The 20,328-nt window shown below is 64.0% G+C and carries 18 protein-coding genes and 1 other RNA gene; 9 read left to right on the top strand and 10 right to left on the bottom strand.

The features are described 5' to 3' along the window. Window positions 1–4: 4 nt before the first annotated feature. The 7 genes from EN857_RS01285 to EN857_RS01255 form a co-directional block, all read right to left on the bottom strand. Complete coding sequence (locus EN857_RS01285) at window positions 5–1,633, bottom strand: ABC transporter ATP-binding protein (protein WP_127393952.1); 1,629 nt, start codon at window positions 1,631–1,633, stop codon at window positions 5–7. Further along, window positions 1,630–2,769 (bottom strand): ABC transporter permease, encoded by a 1,140-nt coding sequence (locus tag EN857_RS01280; protein WP_135857685.1) that lies wholly within the window; start codon window positions 2,767–2,769, stop codon window positions 1,630–1,632. Before EN857_RS01280 ends, EN857_RS01285 begins: the two co-directional genes overlap by 4 nt. Further along, on the bottom strand, window positions 2,769–3,869 hold the full coding sequence (locus tag EN857_RS01275) for a microcin C ABC transporter permease YejB (RefSeq protein ID WP_128274875.1): 1,101 nt from the start codon (window positions 3,867–3,869) through the stop codon (window positions 2,769–2,771). Before EN857_RS01275 ends, EN857_RS01280 begins: the two co-directional genes overlap by 1 nt. After that, window positions 3,869–4,162: a hypothetical protein gene (locus EN857_RS01270; protein WP_127391804.1), complete on the bottom strand. Its 294-nt coding sequence runs from the start codon at window positions 4,160–4,162 to the stop codon at window positions 3,869–3,871. The genes EN857_RS01275 and EN857_RS01270 overlap by 1 nt, the downstream gene beginning before the upstream one ends. Further along, on the bottom strand, window positions 4,149–6,032 hold the full coding sequence (locus EN857_RS01265; protein ID WP_245511246.1) for an extracellular solute-binding protein: 1,884 nt from the start codon (window positions 6,030–6,032) through the stop codon (window positions 4,149–4,151). The genes EN857_RS01270 and EN857_RS01265 overlap by 14 nt, the downstream gene beginning before the upstream one ends. Continuing rightward, window positions 6,032–7,909 carry an extracellular solute-binding protein gene (locus EN857_RS01260; protein WP_135857682.1) on the bottom strand — a complete coding sequence of 626 codons (1,878 nt, stop codon included), beginning with the start codon at window positions 7,907–7,909 and terminating at the stop codon, window positions 6,032–6,034. The genes EN857_RS01265 and EN857_RS01260 overlap by 1 nt, the downstream gene beginning before the upstream one ends. A gap of 157 nt (window positions 7,910–8,066) precedes the next feature. Beyond that, complete coding sequence (locus EN857_RS01255) at window positions 8,067–8,711, bottom strand: cytochrome c family protein (protein WP_127285622.1); 645 nt, start codon at window positions 8,709–8,711, stop codon at window positions 8,067–8,069. Window positions 8,712–8,905: 194 nt separating this feature from the next. Between EN857_RS01255 and EN857_RS01250 the strand changes: the two genes are divergently transcribed. Further along, on the top strand, window positions 8,906–9,634 hold the full coding sequence (locus tag EN857_RS01250) for a 3-deoxy-manno-octulosonate cytidylyltransferase (RefSeq protein WP_127285623.1): 729 nt from the start codon (window positions 8,906–8,908) through the stop codon (window positions 9,632–9,634). Window positions 9,635–9,644: 10 nt separating this feature from the next. Next, a complete protein-coding gene (locus EN857_RS01245; protein WP_135857680.1) occupies window positions 9,645–10,508 on the top strand; it encodes a prephenate dehydratase in 864 nt (287 codons plus the stop codon). Window positions 10,509–10,728: 220 nt separating this feature from the next. Here the strand turns inward: EN857_RS01245 and EN857_RS01240 are convergent, their stop codons facing one another. The 3 genes from EN857_RS01240 to EN857_RS01230 are packed head-to-tail and all read right to left on the bottom strand — an operon-like array spanning window position 10,729 to window position 12,440. Next, on the bottom strand, window positions 10,729–11,031 hold the full coding sequence (locus tag EN857_RS01240) for a Dabb family protein (protein ID WP_127285625.1): 303 nt from the start codon (window positions 11,029–11,031) through the stop codon (window positions 10,729–10,731). A 10-nt stretch (window positions 11,032–11,041) separates the two neighbouring features. Then, on the bottom strand, window positions 11,042–11,983 hold the full coding sequence (nudC, locus tag EN857_RS01235) for an NAD(+) diphosphatase (protein ID WP_135857678.1): 942 nt from the start codon (window positions 11,981–11,983) through the stop codon (window positions 11,042–11,044). Between the two features lie 37 nt (window positions 11,984–12,020). Next, window positions 12,021–12,440: an HIT family protein gene (locus EN857_RS01230; RefSeq protein WP_127285627.1), complete on the bottom strand. Its 420-nt coding sequence runs from the start codon at window positions 12,438–12,440 to the stop codon at window positions 12,021–12,023. A 198-nt stretch (window positions 12,441–12,638) separates the two neighbouring features. Here EN857_RS01230 and ffs point away from each other — a divergent pair. The 7 genes from ffs (at window position 12,639) to EN857_RS01190 (ending at window position 20,312) form a co-directional block, all read left to right on the top strand. Continuing rightward, an RNA gene (ffs, locus tag EN857_RS01225) (signal recognition particle sRNA small type) lies at window positions 12,639–12,735 on the top strand. 105 nt (window positions 12,736–12,840) lie between these two features. Beyond that, window positions 12,841–14,640 (top strand): DNA polymerase III subunit gamma/tau, encoded by a 1,800-nt coding sequence (locus EN857_RS01220; protein WP_135857675.1) that lies wholly within the window; start codon window positions 12,841–12,843, stop codon window positions 14,638–14,640. Window positions 14,641–14,715: 75 nt separating this feature from the next. Continuing rightward, window positions 14,716–15,039 carry a YbaB/EbfC family nucleoid-associated protein gene (locus EN857_RS01215; RefSeq protein WP_127310768.1) on the top strand — a complete coding sequence of 108 codons (324 nt, stop codon included), beginning with the start codon at window positions 14,716–14,718 and terminating at the stop codon, window positions 15,037–15,039. A gap of 217 nt (window positions 15,040–15,256) precedes the next feature. Beyond that, complete coding sequence (locus EN857_RS01210; RefSeq protein ID WP_135857673.1) at window positions 15,257–16,258, top strand: cell wall hydrolase; 1,002 nt, start codon at window positions 15,257–15,259, stop codon at window positions 16,256–16,258. A 95-nt stretch (window positions 16,259–16,353) separates the two neighbouring features. Beyond that, window positions 16,354–16,959: a recombination mediator RecR gene (gene recR, locus EN857_RS01205; RefSeq protein ID WP_040985994.1), complete on the top strand. Its 606-nt coding sequence runs from the start codon at window positions 16,354–16,356 to the stop codon at window positions 16,957–16,959. A gap of 177 nt (window positions 16,960–17,136) precedes the next feature. Further along, on the top strand, window positions 17,137–18,414 hold the full coding sequence (locus EN857_RS01195; RefSeq protein ID WP_135857670.1) for a lytic murein transglycosylase: 1,278 nt from the start codon (window positions 17,137–17,139) through the stop codon (window positions 18,412–18,414). Between the two features lie 260 nt (window positions 18,415–18,674). Beyond that, window positions 18,675–20,312: an ABC transporter substrate-binding protein gene (locus tag EN857_RS01190; protein WP_135857668.1), complete on the top strand. Its 1,638-nt coding sequence runs from the start codon at window positions 18,675–18,677 to the stop codon at window positions 20,310–20,312. Window positions 20,313–20,328: the final 16 nt, after the last annotated feature.

Here is a 20,328-nt window from a genome sequence, read left to right as displayed (position 1 = left end):
CTGCCTATTCGCTGACCACGCCGGTCGGCGCCGTCTCGATCCGGAACGCGGCCGAGATCAGTGCCCGAGTATAGTCGGTTTGCGGGCTGCCAAAAATCTGTTCGGAAGGCCCGGCTTCGACGATCTGGCCATTGCGCATGACGATGACGTCGTTGGCAAGCGCGCGGATGACTTTCAGGTCGTGGCTGATGAACAGATAGGCGAGATCGTGCTTGGCCTGCAGGCTGCGCAGGAGGTCGACGACCTGCGCCTGCACGCTCATGTCGAGCGCCGAGGTCGGCTCGTCCAGCATGACGAAGCGCGGGTTGAGCACCATGGCGCGGGCGATGGCCACGCGCTGGCGCTGGCCGCCGGAGAATTCGTGCGGATAGCGGTTGCGCGTCTCGGGATCGAGCCCGACCTCCTTCAGCACGTCGACGACCTTGTCGTCGCGCTGGTCGGGCGTGAGCTTCGGCTCGTGGATCCTCAGTCCTTCCTCGATGATCTCGGCGATCGACATGCGCGGGCTGAGCGAGCCGAACGGGTCCTGGAAAACGATCTGCAGCTCGCGCCTGAGCGGCCGCATGGCATTGAAGGAGAGCTGGTTGATGTCGCGCCCGTCGAACTGGATGGTTCCGGTCGACGAGATCATCCTGGCAAGCGCCAGCCCAAGCGTCGTCTTGCCCGAGCCGGATTCGCCGACGACGCCGAGCGTCTGGCCGGCCCGCACGGTGACGTCGATCCCGTCCACCGCCTTCACATTGTCGACGGTGCGGCGGAAGAAGCCGCGCTTGATCGGGAACCAGACCTTGATGTCCTTGCCCATCATCACCGCCCTGGCGTCGGTATTCGCAGCCGGCGGCTTGCCTTTCGGCTCGGCCGCCAGCAGGTGCTTGGTATAGGCATGCTGCGGATTGGCGAAGATGTCCTTGGTCGGGCCGCTCTCGACGATCTTGCCCTTGGTCATCACGCAGACGCGGTCGGCGATCTTCCTGACGATGCCGAGATCATGGGTGATGAACAGCATCGACATGCCCTTGCGGGCCTTGAGCTTCGCAAGCAGCTCGAGGATCTGCGCCTGCACGGTGACGTCGAGCGCCGTCGTCGGCTCGTCGGCGATCAGAAGCTCCGGCTCGTTGGCCAGCGCCATGGCGATCATGACACGCTGGCGCTGGCCGCCGGAAAGCTGGTGCGGATAGGCGTCGAGCCTCTTTTCCGGGTCGCGTATGCCGACCTCGTTGAGCAGTTCCAGCGTGCGCGCTCGAGCCTGCCTGTCGCCGAGCCCCTGGTGCAGCTTCAGCACCTCGACGACCTGCTGCTCGATTGTGTGCAGCGGATTGAGCGAGGTCATCGGCTCCTGGAAGATCATGGTGATCTTGTTGCCGCGCACGCGCCTCAGCGCTTTCTCGTCCATGGCCAACAGGTCGGCGCCCTGGAACAGAATCCGTCCGGACGGGTGGCTGGCCGTCGGGTAGGGCAGGAGCTTCAGCACCGACAGCGCCGAGACCGACTTGCCGGAACCGGACTCCCCGACCAGCGCCACCGTCTCGCCCTTGGCGATGTCGAAGGAGATGTGGTCGACGGCCAGCGACTGCTTGCCGCCTTGCGCGAAGGCGACGCTGAAATCGCGGACGGAAAGCAGGGGCTCGCTCATTTGAACGTCTTGCGCGGATCGAAGGCGTCGCGCGTCGCCTCGCCGACGAAAACCAGCAGCGACAGCATCAGCGAGATGACGATGAAGGCGGAAATGCCGAGCCACGGCGCGTTGAGGTTACGCTGCGCCTGCTTAAGCATTTCGCCGAGCGAGGCCGAGCCCGGCGGCAGGCCGAAGCCGAGATAGTCGAGCGAGGTCAGCGTCGAGATCGAGCCGGAGAGCAGGAAGGGCAGGAAGGTCAGCGTCGCCACCATGGCGTTGGGCAACAGGTGCCGGAACATGATCGTGCGGTTGGGCACGCCGAGGGCGCGCGCGGCGTTGACATATTCGAAGTTGCGGGCGCGCAGGAACTCGGCCCTGACCACGCCAACCAGCGCCACCCAGGAGAACAAGAGCATCAGGCCGAGCAGGATGAAGAAGCCGGGCGGCAAGATGGCGGCGACGATGAGGAGCAGATAGAGCACCGGGATTGCCGACCAGATCTCGATGAAGCGCTGGAACAGAAGGTCCGTCCAGCCGCCGAAATAGCCCTGCATGGCGCCGGCCGCCACGCCGATCAGCGACGATCCCACGGTCAGGATCAGGCCGAACAGGACGGATATCCTGAAGCCGTAGATCAGCCGCGCCAGCACGTCCCGCGCCTGGTCGTCGGTGCCCAGCCAGTTCCAGTTGCCGACCGAGCAGTTCGGGTCGGCCGCGCCTTGCGGGTATTGGTTGCAGAGCGTCTTCTTGTCGTAGAGCCAGGACGGCTTGGTCGGAGCCGCCTCGGGAATGGCGTTGTTGACCGTCTGGTAGGAGTAGCGCACCGGTGGCCAGATCATCCAGCCATTGGCGTTGATCTCGTCTTGGATGACGGGGTCGCGATAATCGGTCACGGCATAGAAGCCGTCGAATTTCTCTTCCGGATAGGCGACCAGCACCGGAAACAGGATCTCGCCCTTGTAGGAGGCGATGATCGGCTTGTCGTTGGCGATGAACTCGGAAAACAGCGACAGCACGAACAGGATGAGAAAGATCCACAACGACCAGAAGCCGCGCCGGTTCGACTTGAAGTTCTGCAGGCGCCGCTGGTTGAGCGGCGACAGCCAGGGGCGGGCGATGCGGGCGGGCGTCGTTGCGGCAGCGGCTTCCGCCATCAGACGTCCCTCCGCTCGAAATCGATGCGCGGATCGACCCATGTGTAGATGAGGTCGGACAGAAGATTGATGAACAGGCCGAGCAGCGAGAAGATGTAGAGGTTGGCAAACACCACCGGATAGTCGCGGTCGACGACGGACTTGAAGCCGAGCAGGCCGAGCCCGTCGAGCGAGAAGATGTTCTCGATCAACAGCGACCCGGTGAAGAAGGCCGAGATGAAGGCGCCGGGAAAGCCTGCGATGACGATCAGCATGGCGTTGCGGAAGACGTGGCCGTAGAGCACCTTGCGCTCCGACAGGCCCTTGGCGCGCGCCGTCACCACATACTGCTTGCGGATTTCTTCAAGGAAGGAGTTCTTGGTCAGCAGCGTCGTCGTGGCGAAGGCTGACAGCACCAGCGCCGTCAGCGGCAAGGTCATGTGCCAGAAATAGTCGACGATCTTGTCCGGCCAGGAGAGCTGGTCCCAATTGTCCGAGACGATGCCGCGCAGCGGAAACCAGTCCCAGAACGAGCCGCCGGCAAACAGCACCATCAACAGGATGCCGAACAGGAAGCCGGGAATGGCGTAGCCGACGATGACCACGCCGCTGGTCCAGACGTCGAAGGCCGAGCCGTCCTTGACCGCCTTGCGGATGCCGAGCGGAATCGAGATCAGGTAGGACAGAAGCGTGATCCACAGGCCGATCGAGATCGACACCGGCATCTTTTCCAGGATCAGCTTGAGCACCGAGATGTCGCGGAAATAGCTGTCGCCGAAATCGAAGCGGGCGTAGTTCCACAGCATCATGCCGAAGCGCTCGAGCGGCGGCTTGTCGAAGCCGAACTGCTTTTCCAGCTTCTTGATGAATTCCGGATCGAGCCCTTGCGCGCCGCGATATTTCGAGCTGACGTCGCCGGCGACATCGACATTGCCGCCACCGCCGCCGGCATCGCCACCGCCGCCGCCCAGGCGGTCGGTGCCGCCCTGGTGGGTGAGCCTGGCGATGACCTGCTCGACCGGCCCGCCGGGGGCGAACTGGATGACGGCGAAGGAAATCGCCATGATGCCGAACAACGTCGGGATCATCAACAGGATGCGGCGCAGTATATAGGCGCCCATCAGGCATCGTCCTTCTTGAGTAGGCCCGCCGTACCTGAAAGCGTCGCCAAGGCAGTCGCTTCAGACCAATTGTCGACGCCGGCGCCGCCCCTCATTGTCCTGCCGGACATTTCTCCCCGTATAGAGACGGGGAGAAAGGGGCTGGCCCCAATCTCGGCGCTTTCGCTGCGACGCTTGCGATTGGCGAAACCATTGGTGAAGGCCTCCCTCTCCCCGTTACCATACGGGGAGAGGATGCCGGCAGGCAGGTGAGGGGCGGCGCCAACGCCCGCAAGAAATTCACCCTTTGCCAATCTTTGCCGCCTTGCCCTTGTCGACCCACCACAGCGTCTCGACCGGAAAGCCGAAATCGGGTTTCTGTTCCGGAAAGCCGAACATGTCCCAATAGGCGCTTCGGTGATTCGCCAGGAACCAACTTGGAATCCAATCGCGCCGCGCGCGCAAGGCCCGATCGAGCGCCCGCATCGCAACGGTCAGGCTTTCGCGGTCCTTGGCGGCGCCGACGGCGTCGATCAGCGCGTCGATCGCCGGGCTTGCTATGCCCGGCAGGTTGCGCGAGCCGGTGACCGTCGCCGTGCTCGAATGGAAGAAGATCTCGACATCGTCGCGGGTCGGTGTCGCCGAAAAGGAGAAGGCGGCCGACAACAGATCGAAATCGAAGGTCGACTGCCTGAGCTCATACTGCGCTGAATCGACCAGCCTGATCGTGGCGTCGATGCCCACCGCCTTCATGTTGGCGATCCAAGGCGAATAGACCTGGACGAAGGTTTCGTCATCGACCAGGAACTCGGCCGCCAGCCGTCCGCCCTTGTCGTTGACGACGAAATCGCCGGACCGCTTCCAGCCGGCCCCGGCGAGCAGCTTGGCCGCCTTGCCCAGCATCTTGCGGTCGCGCCCCGAACCGTCCGAGGCGGGTTGCGTCACCGCCTCGCCGAAGGTCTCCGGCGGCAGCTGGTCGCGCAGCGGCTCCAGCAGGGCAAGCTCCTCGGGCGAAGGCGTGCCTTGCGCGCGAAAGTCCGATTTCTCGAAGCACGATTGCGAGCGCTCGTAGGAGCCGTAGAAGAAGTTGCGCCGCGTCCATTCGAAGTCGAAGCAGAGCCCGATCGCTTGCCGCACGCGCGGGTCGCGAAACTGCTCACGCCGCTGGTTGACGGCGGTGGCCTGCATCGAGGGCAAGGCCTCGGCCGGGAATTCGTGCTTGACCACCTTGCCGGCGGTGAAGGCCGGAAAGTCGTAAGCCGTCGCCCAGACGCGCGAAGTGAACTCCTCCCTGTAGAGGATCTCGCCCTTCTTGAAGGCTTCGAAGCCGGCGGTCCGATCTTGGTAGAACTCGATGCGGATGCGCTCGAAATTGTTCTGGCCACGATTGGCCGGAAGATCCTTGCCCCAATAGTCGGCCACCCGCTCAAATTCGATCCAGGCCCCGGCCGACCAGCGGCCGACCTTGTAGGCGCCGCATCCGAGCGGCGGGTTGAGTTGCGAGGAATCGAATGGGTTGGCGGTATAGAAGGCCTTCGACAGGATCGGGAATTCGACGATGTTGAGGATGGTGCGGGCGGATTGCTTGCCGGAGAAACTCAGCCTGAGCGTGCGCGGATCGACGGCGACCGCATCGTCGAGATGGGCTAGCGACAGCGACAGGTCGGGATGGCCCCTTTCTTTGAACAGCTTCAAGGAGAAGGCCGCGTCCTCGGCGGTCAGCGGCGTGCCGTCATGGAAGCGCGCCTCGGGCCTCAGCGAAAAGGTGAAGCTGTTGCGGTCGTCCGCAATCGTCACGCCGTCGGCAATCAGGCCGTAGACGGCGTCCGGCTCGTCCAGCGCCCTGGTCATCAGCGAATCGAAGCACAGGCCCATGCGGGGCGGCGAATCGCCCTTGGGCGTGTAGGAGTTCAGCGTGTTGAAGGTCTGCGGGCTCTGGTTGTAGCCCCAGTTGGGCGGCGAGAAGTTGAACGTGCCGCCTTGCGGCGCGTCGATGTTAACGTAGTCGAAATGCGCGAAATCCCGCTTGTATTTCAAGTCGCCGAAGGCCGACAGGCCGTGCAGTTTCACGCCCGTCGGAGTGGCGGCGAAGGCGCGGCTGGGTAATAGCGCGGCGGCCGTGGCGGCGGCGCCGAGCGCCAGGACATCGCGGCGGGAGCGCGCCATCGTCGGTTGTCGACCCATCAATTGCTGCTCTTGTATTTGGCGGCCAGCGCCTTTTCCTTCGCCGGGTCGATCCACCAGGAACTCTGGTCGGCGCCGCTATAGGTCGGCTGCTTTTCCGGGATGCCGAACTTGTTCCAGTAGGCGAGCCACAACACGGCGCGGTAATATTGCGGCACCACATAGAAGTTCCACAGCAGCACCCGGTCGAGCGCGTGGGTGGCGGCGACGAGGTCGTCGCGGTCGGTGGCGAAGATGATGCGGTCGACGAGCGCGTCGACGACCGGATCTTTGATGCCGGCATAGTTGCGCGACCCAGGCTTATCGGCGGCCTTCGAAGTCCAGAAGTCGCGCTGCTCGTTGCCGGGCGATTCAGACTGCCCGAGCTGACCTATGATGACGTCGTAGTCGAAATTGTTGACGCGGTTGACATATTGGGTCTGGTCGATGATGCGCAGCGTCGCATCGACACCGATCTTACGCAGATTGGCGATCCAGGGACTGGCGATGACCTGGTCGGTATCGTTCCAGCCGAGGATCTCGAATTTGAACGGCGCGCCGGTCTTGGCATTCACCATCTTGCCGCCCTTGATGACCCAGCCGGCCTTGGCGAACAGCTCGACCGCCTGCTTCAGATATTTCCGCTCGGCCTGAGGGGTATCGTAGACCGGCAGCTTGAATTCCTGCGTGAAGAGCTCGGATGGCAGCTTGTCGCGGTACTTTTCCAGGATTTCCAGCTCCTTGCCCTGCGGCAGCCCGCTGGATGCCAGTTCCGTGCCCTGGAAATAGCTCTGCGTGCGGGTGTTGAAACCATAGAAAAGCGTGCGGTTCATCGTCTCGAAATCGAGCGGATAGGTCAGTCCCTCGCGCACCAGGCGATCCCCAAACAGGGGACGCCGCTGGTTCAGCATGAAGGCCTGCATCGGCTCGGGTGAGGTGGTCTTGAATTCCTGTTTGATGACGTCGCCGGCCTGGATCGCCGGGAAATTATAGAACGTCTTCCAGCGCTTCGAGCTGTTTTCCGGCTTGATGTCGTCAAGTCCGCCTTTTGTGAAGGCCTGCCAGGCGGCATTGTCATCGAGGATGTAGGTGAAGCGCTGCGTATCGAAATTCTCGCGGCCGATCTTCACCGGCAGCTTGGCGGCCCAATAGTCCGGCACGCGCTGCCAGACGATTTCCGAACCCGGCTTGAAGCTGGCGATCTTGTAGGCGGCCGAGCCGAGCGGTGGTTCCAGCGTCGGTCTGGTGACATCGCGCTTCTTGCCGTTGGCGTCGGTGCCTTCCCACCAGTGCTTCGGCAGCACCGCGAGGTCGCCGATGATCTTCGGCAGCTCGCGATTGCCCTTCTGGTTGAAATGGAACTCGACCTCGCGGTCCGAGATGGCGACGGCGTCGGTAACGTTCTCGAAATAGCGGCTGTATTGCGGGCTGTTGGCCTTCAGCACCTGGAAGGACCAGATCACGTCGTCGGTGGTGATCGGCTCGCCGTCGTGCCATTTGGCCCTCGGGTCCAGCCGGTAGGTCGCCGAGGAATAGTCGGCCGGATATTTGTAGGCGTCCGCGATCAGCGGATGGCTGGTGCTGCCTTCGTCGGTCGACTGCTCCATCAGCGTGTCGTAGAGCAGCCCGCCACCGAAGCCGACCAGCCCCGCGGCCGGCGAACCCTGCACGATGTAGGGGTTGAAGCTGTCGAAGGTGCCGAGAACGACGGAATTGTAGGTGCCGCCCTTCGGCGCGTCCGGATTGACATAGTCGTAGTGCTGGAAGTTGTCGCCGTATTTGGAGTCGCCGATCAGCGAGGAGGTGGTGCGCCATTCATCCGCGAAGCCGGCCTGCAGGCTGCCGGCAAGGGCGGCCGCTATCAGTGCGGATTTGAGAACAGTTCGGCCAACCGTCATGCGTTCTCCTCTAGCGAACAATCCCCACCGGCAATCTAGATCATTTGACGACCGTGGAAACCGCAATGCGCCGGCTTTGTCGCCACACATGCGGTTTTCCTAACAGAAAAGCCGGGACGAACCCGGCTTTTCTGAGGATGTCTTTATGACAAATTGTTTATTGAGCGGGTGCCGCCGGCTTGGCGGGGGCTGCGCCCTCGGCCGGCTTGGCCGGCGCGGCGCCTTCCGCAGGCTTGGCTTCGGCCGAAGCGCCGGGCGCCGGCAACGGCTTGGGGCTGTCCGACAGCGTGCGCAGATAGGCGATCACGTTGGCACGGTCCTCGTCCTTCGGCAGGCCGGCAAAACCCATCGCCGTGCCCTTCACGAACTTCTTCGGCGAAGTGATGAAGTGGTTGAGGTTGTCGTAGGTCCACTTCTCGGCGCCGCCCTTGGAAAAATCCTTCATGCCGGCCGAATAGGCGAAGCCCTCATGCTCGGCGACGGGACGGTCGACGATGTCCCAGAGATCGGGGCCGACCTTGTTCGGGCCGCCCTTCTCGCCGGAATGGCAGGCCTGGCATTTCTTGAACACGGCCGCGCCCGCCTCGACATTGGCGGTGGCGAGCAGGTCGGCGATCGGCTTGGCTTCAGCGGCCGGGGCGGCCGGGCCGCCTTCGGCGGGCTCTGCCGCCTCGATGGCGAAGCCGGGCTTCTCGGGTGCGGGCGAGGCAAACAGCGCGTCGGACACGATGCCGACCGAAAAGACGACGAAGACGGTGCCAAGGAGACCGGCGAGCAGCTTGTTGACTTCGTTGGAATCCATGCGCCCCTTGCTCCCTTTTCCGGCGGACCGATCCGTCCACTCCGTCCGTCGGTATCCCGAACCGACCTCTCAGGCCGGTCAAATCGGGCGGAAACTAGGTCTTTTGCTCCGGCGTTGCAACACCTATAAGGGCGCTTCCAGTGAGACCTTTTGCCACTTTCGCCAGCCCCCTTTTCCAACGCCCCGTCGCACCGATGTCCACGCTCATCCTTATCCCGGCCCGCATGGCCTCGACCCGCCTGCCGGGCAAGCCGCTGGCCGACATTTCTGGCGTGCCGATGATCGTCCATGTCGCCCGCCGCGGCGCCGAGGCCGGGCTTGGCCGGGTCGTGGTGGCGACAGACACCGAGGCGGTGGCGGAAGCGGTGCGCGCGCACGGCTTTGAGGCCGTGATGACGCGTGACGATCACCAGTCCGGCTCCGACCGCATTTTCGAGGCGCTGAATGCGCTCGATCCGGAGAAAAAGGTCGAAACCATCGTCAATGTGCAGGGCGACCTGCCGACCATCGATCCCCAGATCATCGGCGCATCGCTGAAGCCGCTCGAGGATAAATCGGTCGACATCGCGACGCTCGGCGTCGAGATCGTCCGCGACGAGGAGAAGACCAATCCGAACGTCGTCAAGATCGTCGGTTCGCCGCTGTCTGCGACACGGCTCAGGGCGCTCTATTTCACCCGCGCCACCGCGCCCTGGGGCGAGGGGCCGCTCTATCACCATATCGGCCTCTACGCCTATCGGCGAGCCGCGCTCGAGCGCTTCGTCGCGCTGAAGCCGTCGCCGCTGGAACGACGCGAGCGGCTGGAACAGCTGCGGGCGCTGGAGGCCGGCATGCGCATCGATGCCGAGATCGTGCAGTCCGTGCCGCTCGGCGTCGACACGCCCGACGACCTGGAGCGCGCCAGGGAAATCCTTTCAAACTGAGATATTGGGCATGCCTGAAAAGACCAACAGAATATCCTTCCAGGGCGAGCCGGGCGCCAATTCCGACACCGCCTGCCGCAACATGTTCCCGTCGATGGAGCCGTTGCCGTGCCCGACCTTCGAGGATGCCTTCAACGCGGTCGAGACCGGCAAGGCCGAGCTCGCCATGATCCCGATCGAGAACACGATTGCCGGGCGCGTCGCCGACATCCATCACCTGCTGCCGGAATCGCGGCTGCACATCGTCGGCGAATATTTCCTGCCGATCCATTTCCAGCTGATGGTGCTGCCGGGGGTGAAGCGCGAAGAGATCAAGACCGTGCACAGCCACATTCATGCGCTCGGCCAGTGCCGCAAATACATCCGCAAGAATGGCTGGAAGCCGGTGGTCGCCGGCGACACGGCGGGCTCGGCCAAGATGGTCTCCGAGGTCAAGGATCGCACCATGGCGGCGCTGGCGCCGGCACTCGCCGCCGAGCTTTACGGCCTCAACATCATCGAGAAGAACGTCGAGGACACCGACTCCAACGTCACCCGCTTCGTCGTTTTGACCAAGAACAAGCAGTGGGCCGAGCGGCCGTCTGCCGATGCCAAGATGATGACCACCTTCATCTTCCGCGTCCGCAATGTGCCGGCCGCGCTCTACAAGGCGATGGGTGGCTTCGCCACCAACGGCATCAACATGACCAAGCTGGAGAGCTACCAGCTCGGCGCCTTCACCGCGACGCTGTTCTATGCCGACATCGAGGGCCATCCGGACGATCCGCTGGTCAAGCTGGCGCTCGACGAACTGCGCTTCTTCTCGCGCGAAATGCGCATCCTCGGCGTCTATCCGGCAAGCGCGTCGCGCGAGCAGTGGAAGGTCGCGGATTAGCTGGCTGCGCTTGCGAGGTCAGGCGAGACGCTTCGTCATCCACGGGCGAAGCAAGGAGCGACGCGACGCGCGCAGACCCGAGGATCCATGCCGTTAGGGTCGAGCGCCGCCCACGGTGCAGAATTCTGCTCCTCTGTGCCCTTTGATGCGTCGCTCCGCCCTGGGATGACGACCTCATGAAGGTCCGGGCTAATCTCAGACATTGGCGCTCGATCCAATCTCAGCCAAAGCCAAGCGGCACATAATCGATTTCGAGAAATTTCTCGACCTCGGGCACCCAGCGGTCGCGGACGAAGGCGACATGGTCGGGATGTTCGTTGTAGCGGGTATAGGCCGCCTGGTCGGCGAACTCCATCGAGAAGCCGAACTGGTAGTCGTTCTTCGGGCTCACCTGCCGCAACTGCTCGAAATGCGTGACGCCCTTGATCCCGGTGAGGATCTTTTTGGCGTCGTGCAGGAAGCGCTTCGTTTCCAGCGACTGCAAGGGATGCTTCAGCGTGAACACAACGGTGTGACGGATCATTCTTCTGCTCCTATTCGCTGTCGACCCAGGCGCGGATGAGGTGATGCGCGATAGCCCCCTTGGGCGGCGTGATCAAGCCATCGGCATGCGTCCTGTCGAGCATCAGGCGCACCTCGTCGCGCGAGAACCAGCGGCAGTCCTCCAGCTCGTTGAGATCGGCCTGGATGTCGTCGTTGAGCGGCTCGCCGAAGCAGCCGATCATCAGCGAATAGGGGAACGGCCACGGTTGGCTGGCGTGGTAGACGACGCGGCCGAGCCGGATCCCGGCCTCCTCCAGCGTTTCGCGGCGCACCGCCGCCTCGATCGTTTCGCCGGGCTCGATGAAGCCGGCAAGTGCTGAATACATGCCGGGTCCAAAATGCCGGCCGCGCCCGAGCAGGCATTTGTCCGCCGTCACCGTCAGCATGATCGCCACCGGGTCGGTGCGCGGGAAGTGATCGGTGCCGCAGGCCGGGCAGTGCCGCCTGTAGCCGCCGGCGCGCATTTCCGAACGGTTGCCGCATTTCGAGCAGAAGGCGTGGCTGGCATGCCAGGCAAGAAGAGCCGCCCCTTGCGCCAGCGCGCCGGCCGCCGCCTCGTCGATCAGGCCCTGCATGTAGACGGAGCGGTAGTCGATCGCTTTGACGGTCTCGGGAAGCTCTTCCGGCTCGATGCCCGCCGGCACCGCCAGCACCGGGCCGGCGTCGGAAAAGCCGAGCAGCACACCCTGGTCGAGCGCGACCTTGAACGGCTGGCTTTCCGGTGCCGCGAACCAGGGGTCGAAGTTGTCGGCGTCGAGTTTCAGGTAGAGCCGGCCGCCATGCATCAAGAGAAGCCGCGTCGCGGCATCGGCGAGCGCCTGTTCGACGGAGTCGTCGGCGCGCGTCTCCGACTGCCGGTCGATCGTGTTGCCGGCGAAGCCGACGAATTGGCTCGGCTCCCGCAAGGGCGCGTCAAACAGGCGGAAGGTCATGGGGACTCAGGGCTTCGGGGATGGGCACGAGGTCAGCTTATAGCGCCGCCTTGATCGTTTCGGCAAACCGCCGGATCTCGGAACTGCTGTAGGGCTCGCGCAGGCCATGCCCCCAGACCGGCCCTGGCCAGGCCGCATCGCCCTCCGAACGGGCGATGACATGGATGTGCAGCTGGCGCACGATGTTGCCCAGCGCGCCGGTATTGATCTTGGTGCAGCCTGTCGCCTTCTTCAGCGCCTGCGCCACCATGTTGGTCTCGAAGGTCAGCATCGCCTGGTCGAGCGGCGTCAGGTCATGGATTTCCTCCACGCCCGGCCGCTGCGGCACCAGGATGAGCCATGGCCAGCGGCAATCGTTCATCAGCCTGAGTTCGCACAGGCCGAGCCACATCAGCTGCTCGCTGTCCGCCTCCAGCCTGGCGTCGAGCGTGAATCCGGCCTTGAGGCCCGGCAGCATTGGCGTTTCCTTCACTTTTGTGGGCATTGCAGCGTCTTTTGAGCCATGAACGCTAGAGCGGCTGCAATGGGGCTGCAAGCGAATCATTGGCCGATATTGCGGATTTGAAGGTCTTGCTGCCCCGCGGCACATCCGGTTTGGGCTGCTCAATCAGGTCTGCCCTTGCATTTCATCGCCGAATTGCCGATATGGAGCGCGGGAGGTTGGTGGTGGACGATCCACTCGCCAACCGGGTCAGGTCCGGAAGGAAGCAGCCCTAACGAGCCCGGAACGGGTCATTGTTCCAGCCTCCCGCCTCTTCGCCTTTCTCTCGCGACATTGACGGCGCCAAGCCGTGCGGGCGAAACTATGCGCAGGTATCGGCCGCCTTCCGTCGCGGTCCTGGGAGCTTTGACGGCGAATGAGCGAAGCCGGAAACTTGGGGACGGATAAGGCAGGCGCCTATCGGGTTCTGGCGCGCAAATACCGCCCCTCGAATTTCTCCGAGCTGATCGGCCAGGAGCCGATGGTCCGCACGCTGACCAACGCCTTCGCCTCCGGGCGCATCGCCCAGGCCTGGATGCTGACCGGTGTGCGCGGTGTCGGCAAGACGACCACGGCGCGCATTCTGGCGCGAGCGTTGAACTACAAGACCGCCACCGTCGACCAGCCTTCGGTCGATCTGTCGATCCCAGGCGAGCATTGCCAGGCGATCATGGAGGGCCGCCATGTCGACGTCATCGAGATGGATGCCGCCTCGCACACCGGCATCGACGACATCAGGGACATCATCGAGCGCGTGCGCTACGCGCCGGTCTCGGCCCGCTACAAGGTCTACATCATCGACGAAGTGCACATGCTCTCCACCCAGGCCTTCAACGGCCTGCTGAAGACACTGGAAGAGCCGCCGCCGCACGTCAAATTCATCTTCGCCACCACCGAGATCCGCAAGGTGCCGATCACGGTCCTGTCGCGCTGCCAGCGCTTTGATCTGAGGCGCATCGATGCCGGCGCGCTGGTCGCGCATCTGTCGGCGATCGCCGCCAAGGAAGGCATTTCGGTCGACGACGACGCGCTGGCGATGATCGCGCGCGCTGCCGAAGGCTCGGCGCGCGATTCGCTCTCCATCCTCGATCAGGCGATCGCCCATGGCAGCGGCACGGTCAGCGCCGAGGCCGTGCGCGCCATGCTCGGCCTCGCCGACCGCGCCCGCATCGTCGACCTGTTCGAGCATGTCATGAAGGGCGACGTCGCGGCGGCCCTGGCCGAATTCCGCGCCCAGTACGACACCGGCGCTGATCCGGCCGCGGTGCTCACCGACCTTGCCGAATTCAACCACCTCGTCACCAGGCTGCGCTTCGTGCCGACGGCTGCCGACGATGCCTCGCTCTCCGAGGATGAGCGCCGGCGCGGCGGCGATTTCGCCAGCGCCCTGTCGGTGCGCGTGCTGTCCAGGACATGGCAGATGCTGCTGAAGGGCATCCCCGAAGTGCAGTCCTCCAACCGGCCGGTGAGCGCCGCCGAGATGGTGCTGATCCGCCTCGCCCATGCCGCCGACCTGCCGACACTGGACGAGGCGCTGAAATCGCTGGAGGGCGCTTCGCCGGTTCCGAATGGCGCGCCGCGCGCCAACGGGGCGCCGGCAAGCCCCGGCAATGGCGGCGCCAGCGCTGTGGCGCAGGCGCGCATGCCGTCCGCCGGAGGCGGCGCGCAGACGATGCGGCTGGTCGAGGCGCAGCCCGTGCCCGCGGCCTTTGTCGCGGCGCCGGAACCGGTCGTCGAAACGCCTGCTGTGCCGGTGAAGTCCTTGGCCGACATTGCCGCCCTTGCCGATGCCAATCGCGACATCGCCTTCAAGGTGTTGATCAAGCGCTGCGTGCGGCTGGTGCGCATCGAGCCCGGCCGCCTCGACGTCAGCCTGACCGAAGATGCGCCGAAGATGCTGCTCAACGACCTGACCGCCAAGTTGCGTGCCTGGACCGGCCGCAACTGGCTGGTCTCGCTGTCGAAGGAAGATGGCGGGCAGACGCTGGCTGAGATGGAAACGACGAAGCGCGAGATCGCCTTCCTTGATGCCAAGAGCGACCCGACGGTCGCCGCCATCCTCGCCCGCTTCCCTGGCGCCAAGATCATCGATGTGCGCATTCCGGACGTGCCGGAAGTGGAAGAGGCCGAGGCCGACCTGGCGGTCGATCCGGCGGCGGATGACGACGAAATCTAGAGCATGATCCCGAAAAGTGGGAACCGGTTTTCGGACAAGATCATGCTCCAACAATGAACTGAAGAGGACATTTGGATGAAGGATCTTCTCGGCCTGATGGGCAAGGCGAAGGAAATGCAGGCCAAGTTCCAGGCCATGCAGGATGAGATCGCCACGCTCGAAGCCACCGGGCAGGCGGGCGGCGGCCTGGTTAGCGTGACGCTGACCGGCAAGTTCGAGATGAAGGTGCTGAAGATCGATCCGTCGCTGCTCAAGGAGGATGAGGCCGAGATCGTCGAGGACCTCATTCTCGCCGCCCACAATGACGCCAAAAATAAGGTCGAGCAGGTCATGCAGGAAAAGACCAAGGCGCTCACGGCAGGCTTGCCGATCCCGCCCGGAATGAAATTGCCGTTCTGAGCCGGCTGCCTCCAGTTAATTGATTATGAACGGAAATCGGACGCCGGGGCAGTTGTTAAGACATTCCCCGGCTTTGTTCACGCGGTCGTTTCCAGCCATTCATAAAGTTTTACCTATGCTGCACGAATGCTAATCCTTTAGCCATCTTTTTGCCTTTAAGAGTCTCATTCTTGCCACATCTCGGGGCGGGCTGGCATCTGGAAATGAGGCTTTTTTGTTGATCGCGACGCGATGGAAGACGCCGCTGCTGTTCCTCGGCATCGTCACTTCCCCCTTGCTTCTGGCCGGCTGCAGCCAGACCACTTCGCACGGCATGTCGGTGGCCAAGCTGACCGATGCCATCACGCCGAGTTTCCTGAGCTCGCGCTCCTACGGCGCCACCCCCAAGGACAGGGAATGCCTTCAAAGGGCGATGTTCTTCGAATCCAACCGGTCGAGCCGCGACGGCATGATCGCCGTCGGCACGGTCGTCATGAACCGGCTGCGCTCGGGTCAGCACGGCAGCACGATCTGCGAGGTCGTCGGCGAGCGGGGCCAGTTTGCCCCCGGCGTGATGACGCGGCCGATGAATTCGAGGGCGATGCCCGATGTCGAGGAGGCCGCCGACGCCGTGCTCAAGGGCGAGCGCAACGCCAAGCTGAAGAACACCATGTTCTTCCACACCGCCGGCCTGCGCTTCCCTTACAAGAACATGCACTACACGATGGTCGCCGGCGGCAACGCCTTCTACGAGAAGCGCGGCCGCAACTGGCAGCCGCTGCCGGACGAGCCGATGGTCGCCATGGCCTCGGCCACGCCAAGGCAGCCGGCGCCTGCCACCGCCCCGGTGCTGGTCGCGTCCGCCGAGCCGGTGGTCAAGACGATTGTCCGTCCGGATCCGGCCAAGCAGGCCTTGATGACCGCTGCCGTGGAGCCCGCGTCCGCGGCCAGGACGGCAACGAACCGAGCCGGTGCTGCCGAGCAAACCTATATGACCGCCGCCATTGCGCCTGCGGCGAAGGCGGGCCGCGTCGCGGCGAAACCGGTTGTGGTGGCGATGCAGGAGCCGATGGCAGAGCCGGATGCTTCGCGTTTCGGCGGCGCCCTGAACAACCGCTACATCACCTCGGTGCCGAGCGCGCCGCAGGAAGCCGCGATGGGTTTCCAGTCGACGCCCGAGAACACCGATGCCATCGGCGCGATGATCGTCAGCCAGAGCCGGCCGCTCGAAGCCTACTGATCTGACCGGCAATCGATGGTCCGCCTGGCAGCATGGCGGATCATTCCCCGCTGGTGCATGTTCCAAACCGCTCTGAAAAATCCTAGATCAGTGCGATGTCGAAACGAATCGCCGGTCCAGAGATCGAACGCCTGATCCAGCTCCTGGCCAAGGTGCCGGGGTTGGGCCCGCGTTCGGCCAGGCGCGCCGCGCTCCATCTGATCAAGAAGAAGGAGCAGCTGCTTGAGCCGCTCGCCGCCGCCATGGGCGAGGCGGTCGACAAGGTGCGCATCTGCTCGACCTGCGGCAATGTCGACACCTCCGACCCTTGCATGATCTGCACCGATCCGCGCCGCGACGCCGGCACGCTCATCGTCGTCGAGGACGTCTCGGACCTCTGGGCGCTGGAGCGCGCGGCGGCGATGAATGTGCGCTACCACGTGCTCGGCGGTACGCTGTCGCCGCTCGACGGCATCGGCCCCGACCAGCTCAACATCCGCTCGCTGGTCGACCGCGTCGCCGGCGGCGAGGTCAAGGAGGTGATCCTCGCCGTCAACGCCACGGTCGAAGGCCAGACCACGGCGCACTACCTGACCGACCAGCTCTCCGGCTTCGAGGTCAAGGTGACAAGGCTCGCGCATGGCGTTCCGGTCGGCGGCGAGCTCGACTATCTCGACGAAGGCACACTGGCCGCCGCGCTGCGGTCAAGGACAGCGTTTTGAGGGCTTCAACGAGGAGGTAGCCTGGAAATGACAGCATTCCTTCGCGCCCCCCTCTGTCCTGCCGGACATCTCCCCCACAAGGGGGGAGATTGGCAGCTTCGCTCGCGGCGTTCTTCCTTCAGCGTTGGCGATTGGCGAAAGCCAAGGCGACGGCCAATCTCCCCCCAAGTGGGGGAGATGTCCGGCAGGACAGAGGGGGGCGCGACAGAACGCAAGCATTCAAAACTGGCTGCGCTTTCCCTCTTCGCGGCTCTGTTCATTTTGCTCCTCACCCTGCCCGCCTCCGCCGCTTCCGTCGACGACCAGTTTCGCTCCTGGCTGCAGAGCGACCTCTGGCCGGAAGCCAAGGCCAAGGGCATCTCCAGGAAGACCTTCGACGAGGCCTTCATCGGCGTGAAGCCGAACCTGAAGCTGCCCGACCTCGTCATGCCCGGCGAGAAGCCGACGACGCCCGAGAAGCAGCACCAGGCCGAGTTCGGGCCGCCCGGCGCCTATTTCGCCGAGAAGACTGTTCGCGCCGTCACCGCCGGCGGACGGACCCGCGAGGGCGCCAATGCGAGGGTGCTGGGGCTGATCGAGAAACGCTACGGCGTGCCGGGCGAGGTGCTTCTGGCGATCTGGGGCCGCGAGACCGGCTTCGGCGCGGCCAAGATGCCCTATGACGCCTTCGAGGTGCTGGGCACCAAGGCCTTCATGTCGAGCAAGAAGGATTTCTTCCGCACCGAGGTGCTGGCGGCGCTGGAGATCGTCGAGCGTGGGCTGGCGCCGGTCAACGCGATGAAATCGTCCTGGGCGGGCGCGCTCGGCCAGCCGCAATTCATGCCGACCTCCTTCCTCAAGCATGCCGTCGATTTCGACGGCGACGGCCGGCCCGACATCTGGAATTCGACGCCGGATGTGCTGGCCTCGATCGCCAACTATCTCGTCCACTATGGCTGGGTGAGGGGCCGCGGCTGGGGAACCGAGGTGATCGTGCCTGCCAAAGTATCCTGCTCGCTCGAAGGACCCGACCAAGGCAAGAAGTTTGCCGACTGGGTGGCGATGGGCATCAGGCGCGCCGACAACAAGGCGTTCCAGGCAAGCGAGCTCAAGGCCGAGGGCTTTCTTCTGATGCCGGCCGGCCGCAGCGGACCGGCTTTCATTGTCACGCCGAATTTCTATGTGCTCAAAGAATACAACACCAGCGACCTCTACGCGCTGTTCATCGGCCATGCCGCCGACCGCATCGCCAGGGGGGATGCCACCTTTACCGCAAGCTGGGGGCCGGTCGGCGACCTCCACCGCTCCGACATCGCCGCCCTGCAGCGGGCGCTGGAGGCCAAGGGCTACGACGTCGGCAGCGCCGATGGCCTGCCGGGCTTCAAGACGCGCCGCTCGATCGGCGACTGGCAGGCAAAGAACGGTCGCGCCGCCACCTGCTTCCCCGACGCCGCCCTTGTCGCTGCGCTGAAGTAACGGCGAAAAATAGCAAATTGTCCTCGATCGGCGGCGCCCATTGGCCGGCCCATGCCTCGCCTCGCAATGGCTCGTTCTGGTCCAATACGTTGCCTAGCAAATGCGCGTTGCCGGCTTCGGGGCCGCCGGATATGGTGTTGACCAACTGGACAAAAAACACGACGGTAAGCGGCTCGATACGCGCGCGACCTCGAAAAGAATTCTGCAATCCTGAGCCGGGAACTCAGGTCGACAAATCAACAAAACAGGGAACGACCACCATGATGCTGGAAAAGTTTGCTCTTCGCTCTCGTGCCTTGCTTGCGGGCGCGGCGTTGTCCGCTCTGCTCGCCGCGCCCGCTTTCGCGGTCACCCCGGCCGACACGCTGGTCGAGGGCTTCGCCATCGACGACATCATCTCCATGGATCCGGGCGAGGCGTTCGAACTGTCGACCGCCGAGGTCACCGGCAACACCTATGACCTCCTGGTCCGCCTCGACCTCAGCGACACCTCCAAGGTCAAGGGCGATCTGGCCGAGAGCTGGAGCGTCTCGGACGACGGCCTGACCTACACCTTCAAACTCAAGCCCGGCATGAAGTTCGCCTCCGGCAACCCGATCACTGCTGCCGACGTCGCCTATTCCTTCGAGCGCGCCATCAAGCTGGACAAGAGCCCGGCCTTCATCATCAACCAGTTCGGCATCAGCGGCGACAATGTCGCCGAGAAGGCCAAGGCCGTCGACGACACCACGTTCCAGTTCGTCGTCGACAAGGCCTATGCGCCGAGCTTCGTCCTGAACTGCCTGTCCGCAACGGTCGCGTCGGTGGTCGATGCCAAGCTGGTCAAGGAACATGTCGCGGCGGTCACGCCGAGCGCCGACTACAAATGGGACAATGATTTCGGCAATGCCTGGCTGAAGACCGGCTATGCCGGCTCCGGCCAATTCACACTGCGCGAATGGCGCGCCAATGAGGCCGTCGTTCTGGAGCGCAACGACAATTACAATGGCGAGAAGGCCAAGCTCGCCCGCGTTATCTATCGCAACATGAAGGAAAGCTCGGCGCAGCGCCTCGCGTTGGAGGCCGGCGACATCGACGTCGCCCGCAACCTCGAGCCGAACGACCTCGATGCCATCGCCAAGAAGGACGATCTCACCACCACCAGCGCGCCCAAGGGCACGGTCTATTATATCAGCCTCAACCAGAAGAACCCGAACCTCGCCAAGCCGGAAGTCCGCCAGGCGTTCAAATACCTGGTCGACTATGATGCGCTGAGCTCGACCATCCTCAAGGGCATCGGCGAGATCCACCAGTCCTTCCTGCCCAAGGGCGACCTCGGCGCTATCGATGCGAATCCGTACAAGTTCGACGTCGCCAAGGCCAAGGAACTGCTGGCCAAGGCCGGTCTGCCTGACGGCTTCAGCGTGACCATGGATGTGCGCGTCGGCCAGCCGACCACCGGCATGGCGGAATCGATCCAGCAGACGCTCGGCCAGGCCGGCATCAAGCTGGAGATCATCCCCGGCGACGGCAAGCAGACGCTGACCAAGTACCGCGCCCGCAACCACGACATCTATATCGGCAACTGGGGCCAGGACTATTTCGATCCGAACTCCAACGCCCAGACCTTTGCGTCGAACCCGGACAACTCCGACTCCGCCAAGATCAAGACGCTGGCCTGGCGCAACGCCTGGGACATTCCGGACCTGACCAAGCAGACCGAGGCGGCCTTGCTTGAGAAGGATTCCGCCAAGCGTGCCGCGCTCTACGAGGACCTGCAGAAGAAGATCCTCGACACCAGCCCCTTCGTCGTCATCCACCAGCAACTCGAGGTGGCCGGCCTGCGCAAGAACCTGAAGGGCTTCGCGCTTGGCCCGAGCTTCGACACCAATTTCGTCGGGGTGGTCTCGAAGGAATAGCCTCGTCGGACCGCGC

This window comes from Mesorhizobium sp. M4B.F.Ca.ET.214.01.1.1, from assembly GCF_004791545.1.
GTDB lineage: Bacteria > Pseudomonadota > Alphaproteobacteria > Rhizobiales > Rhizobiaceae > Mesorhizobium > Mesorhizobium abyssinicae.
Note: the sequence above shows the minus strand (reverse complement) of the source record. Positions and strands in the feature narration are given on the sequence as shown.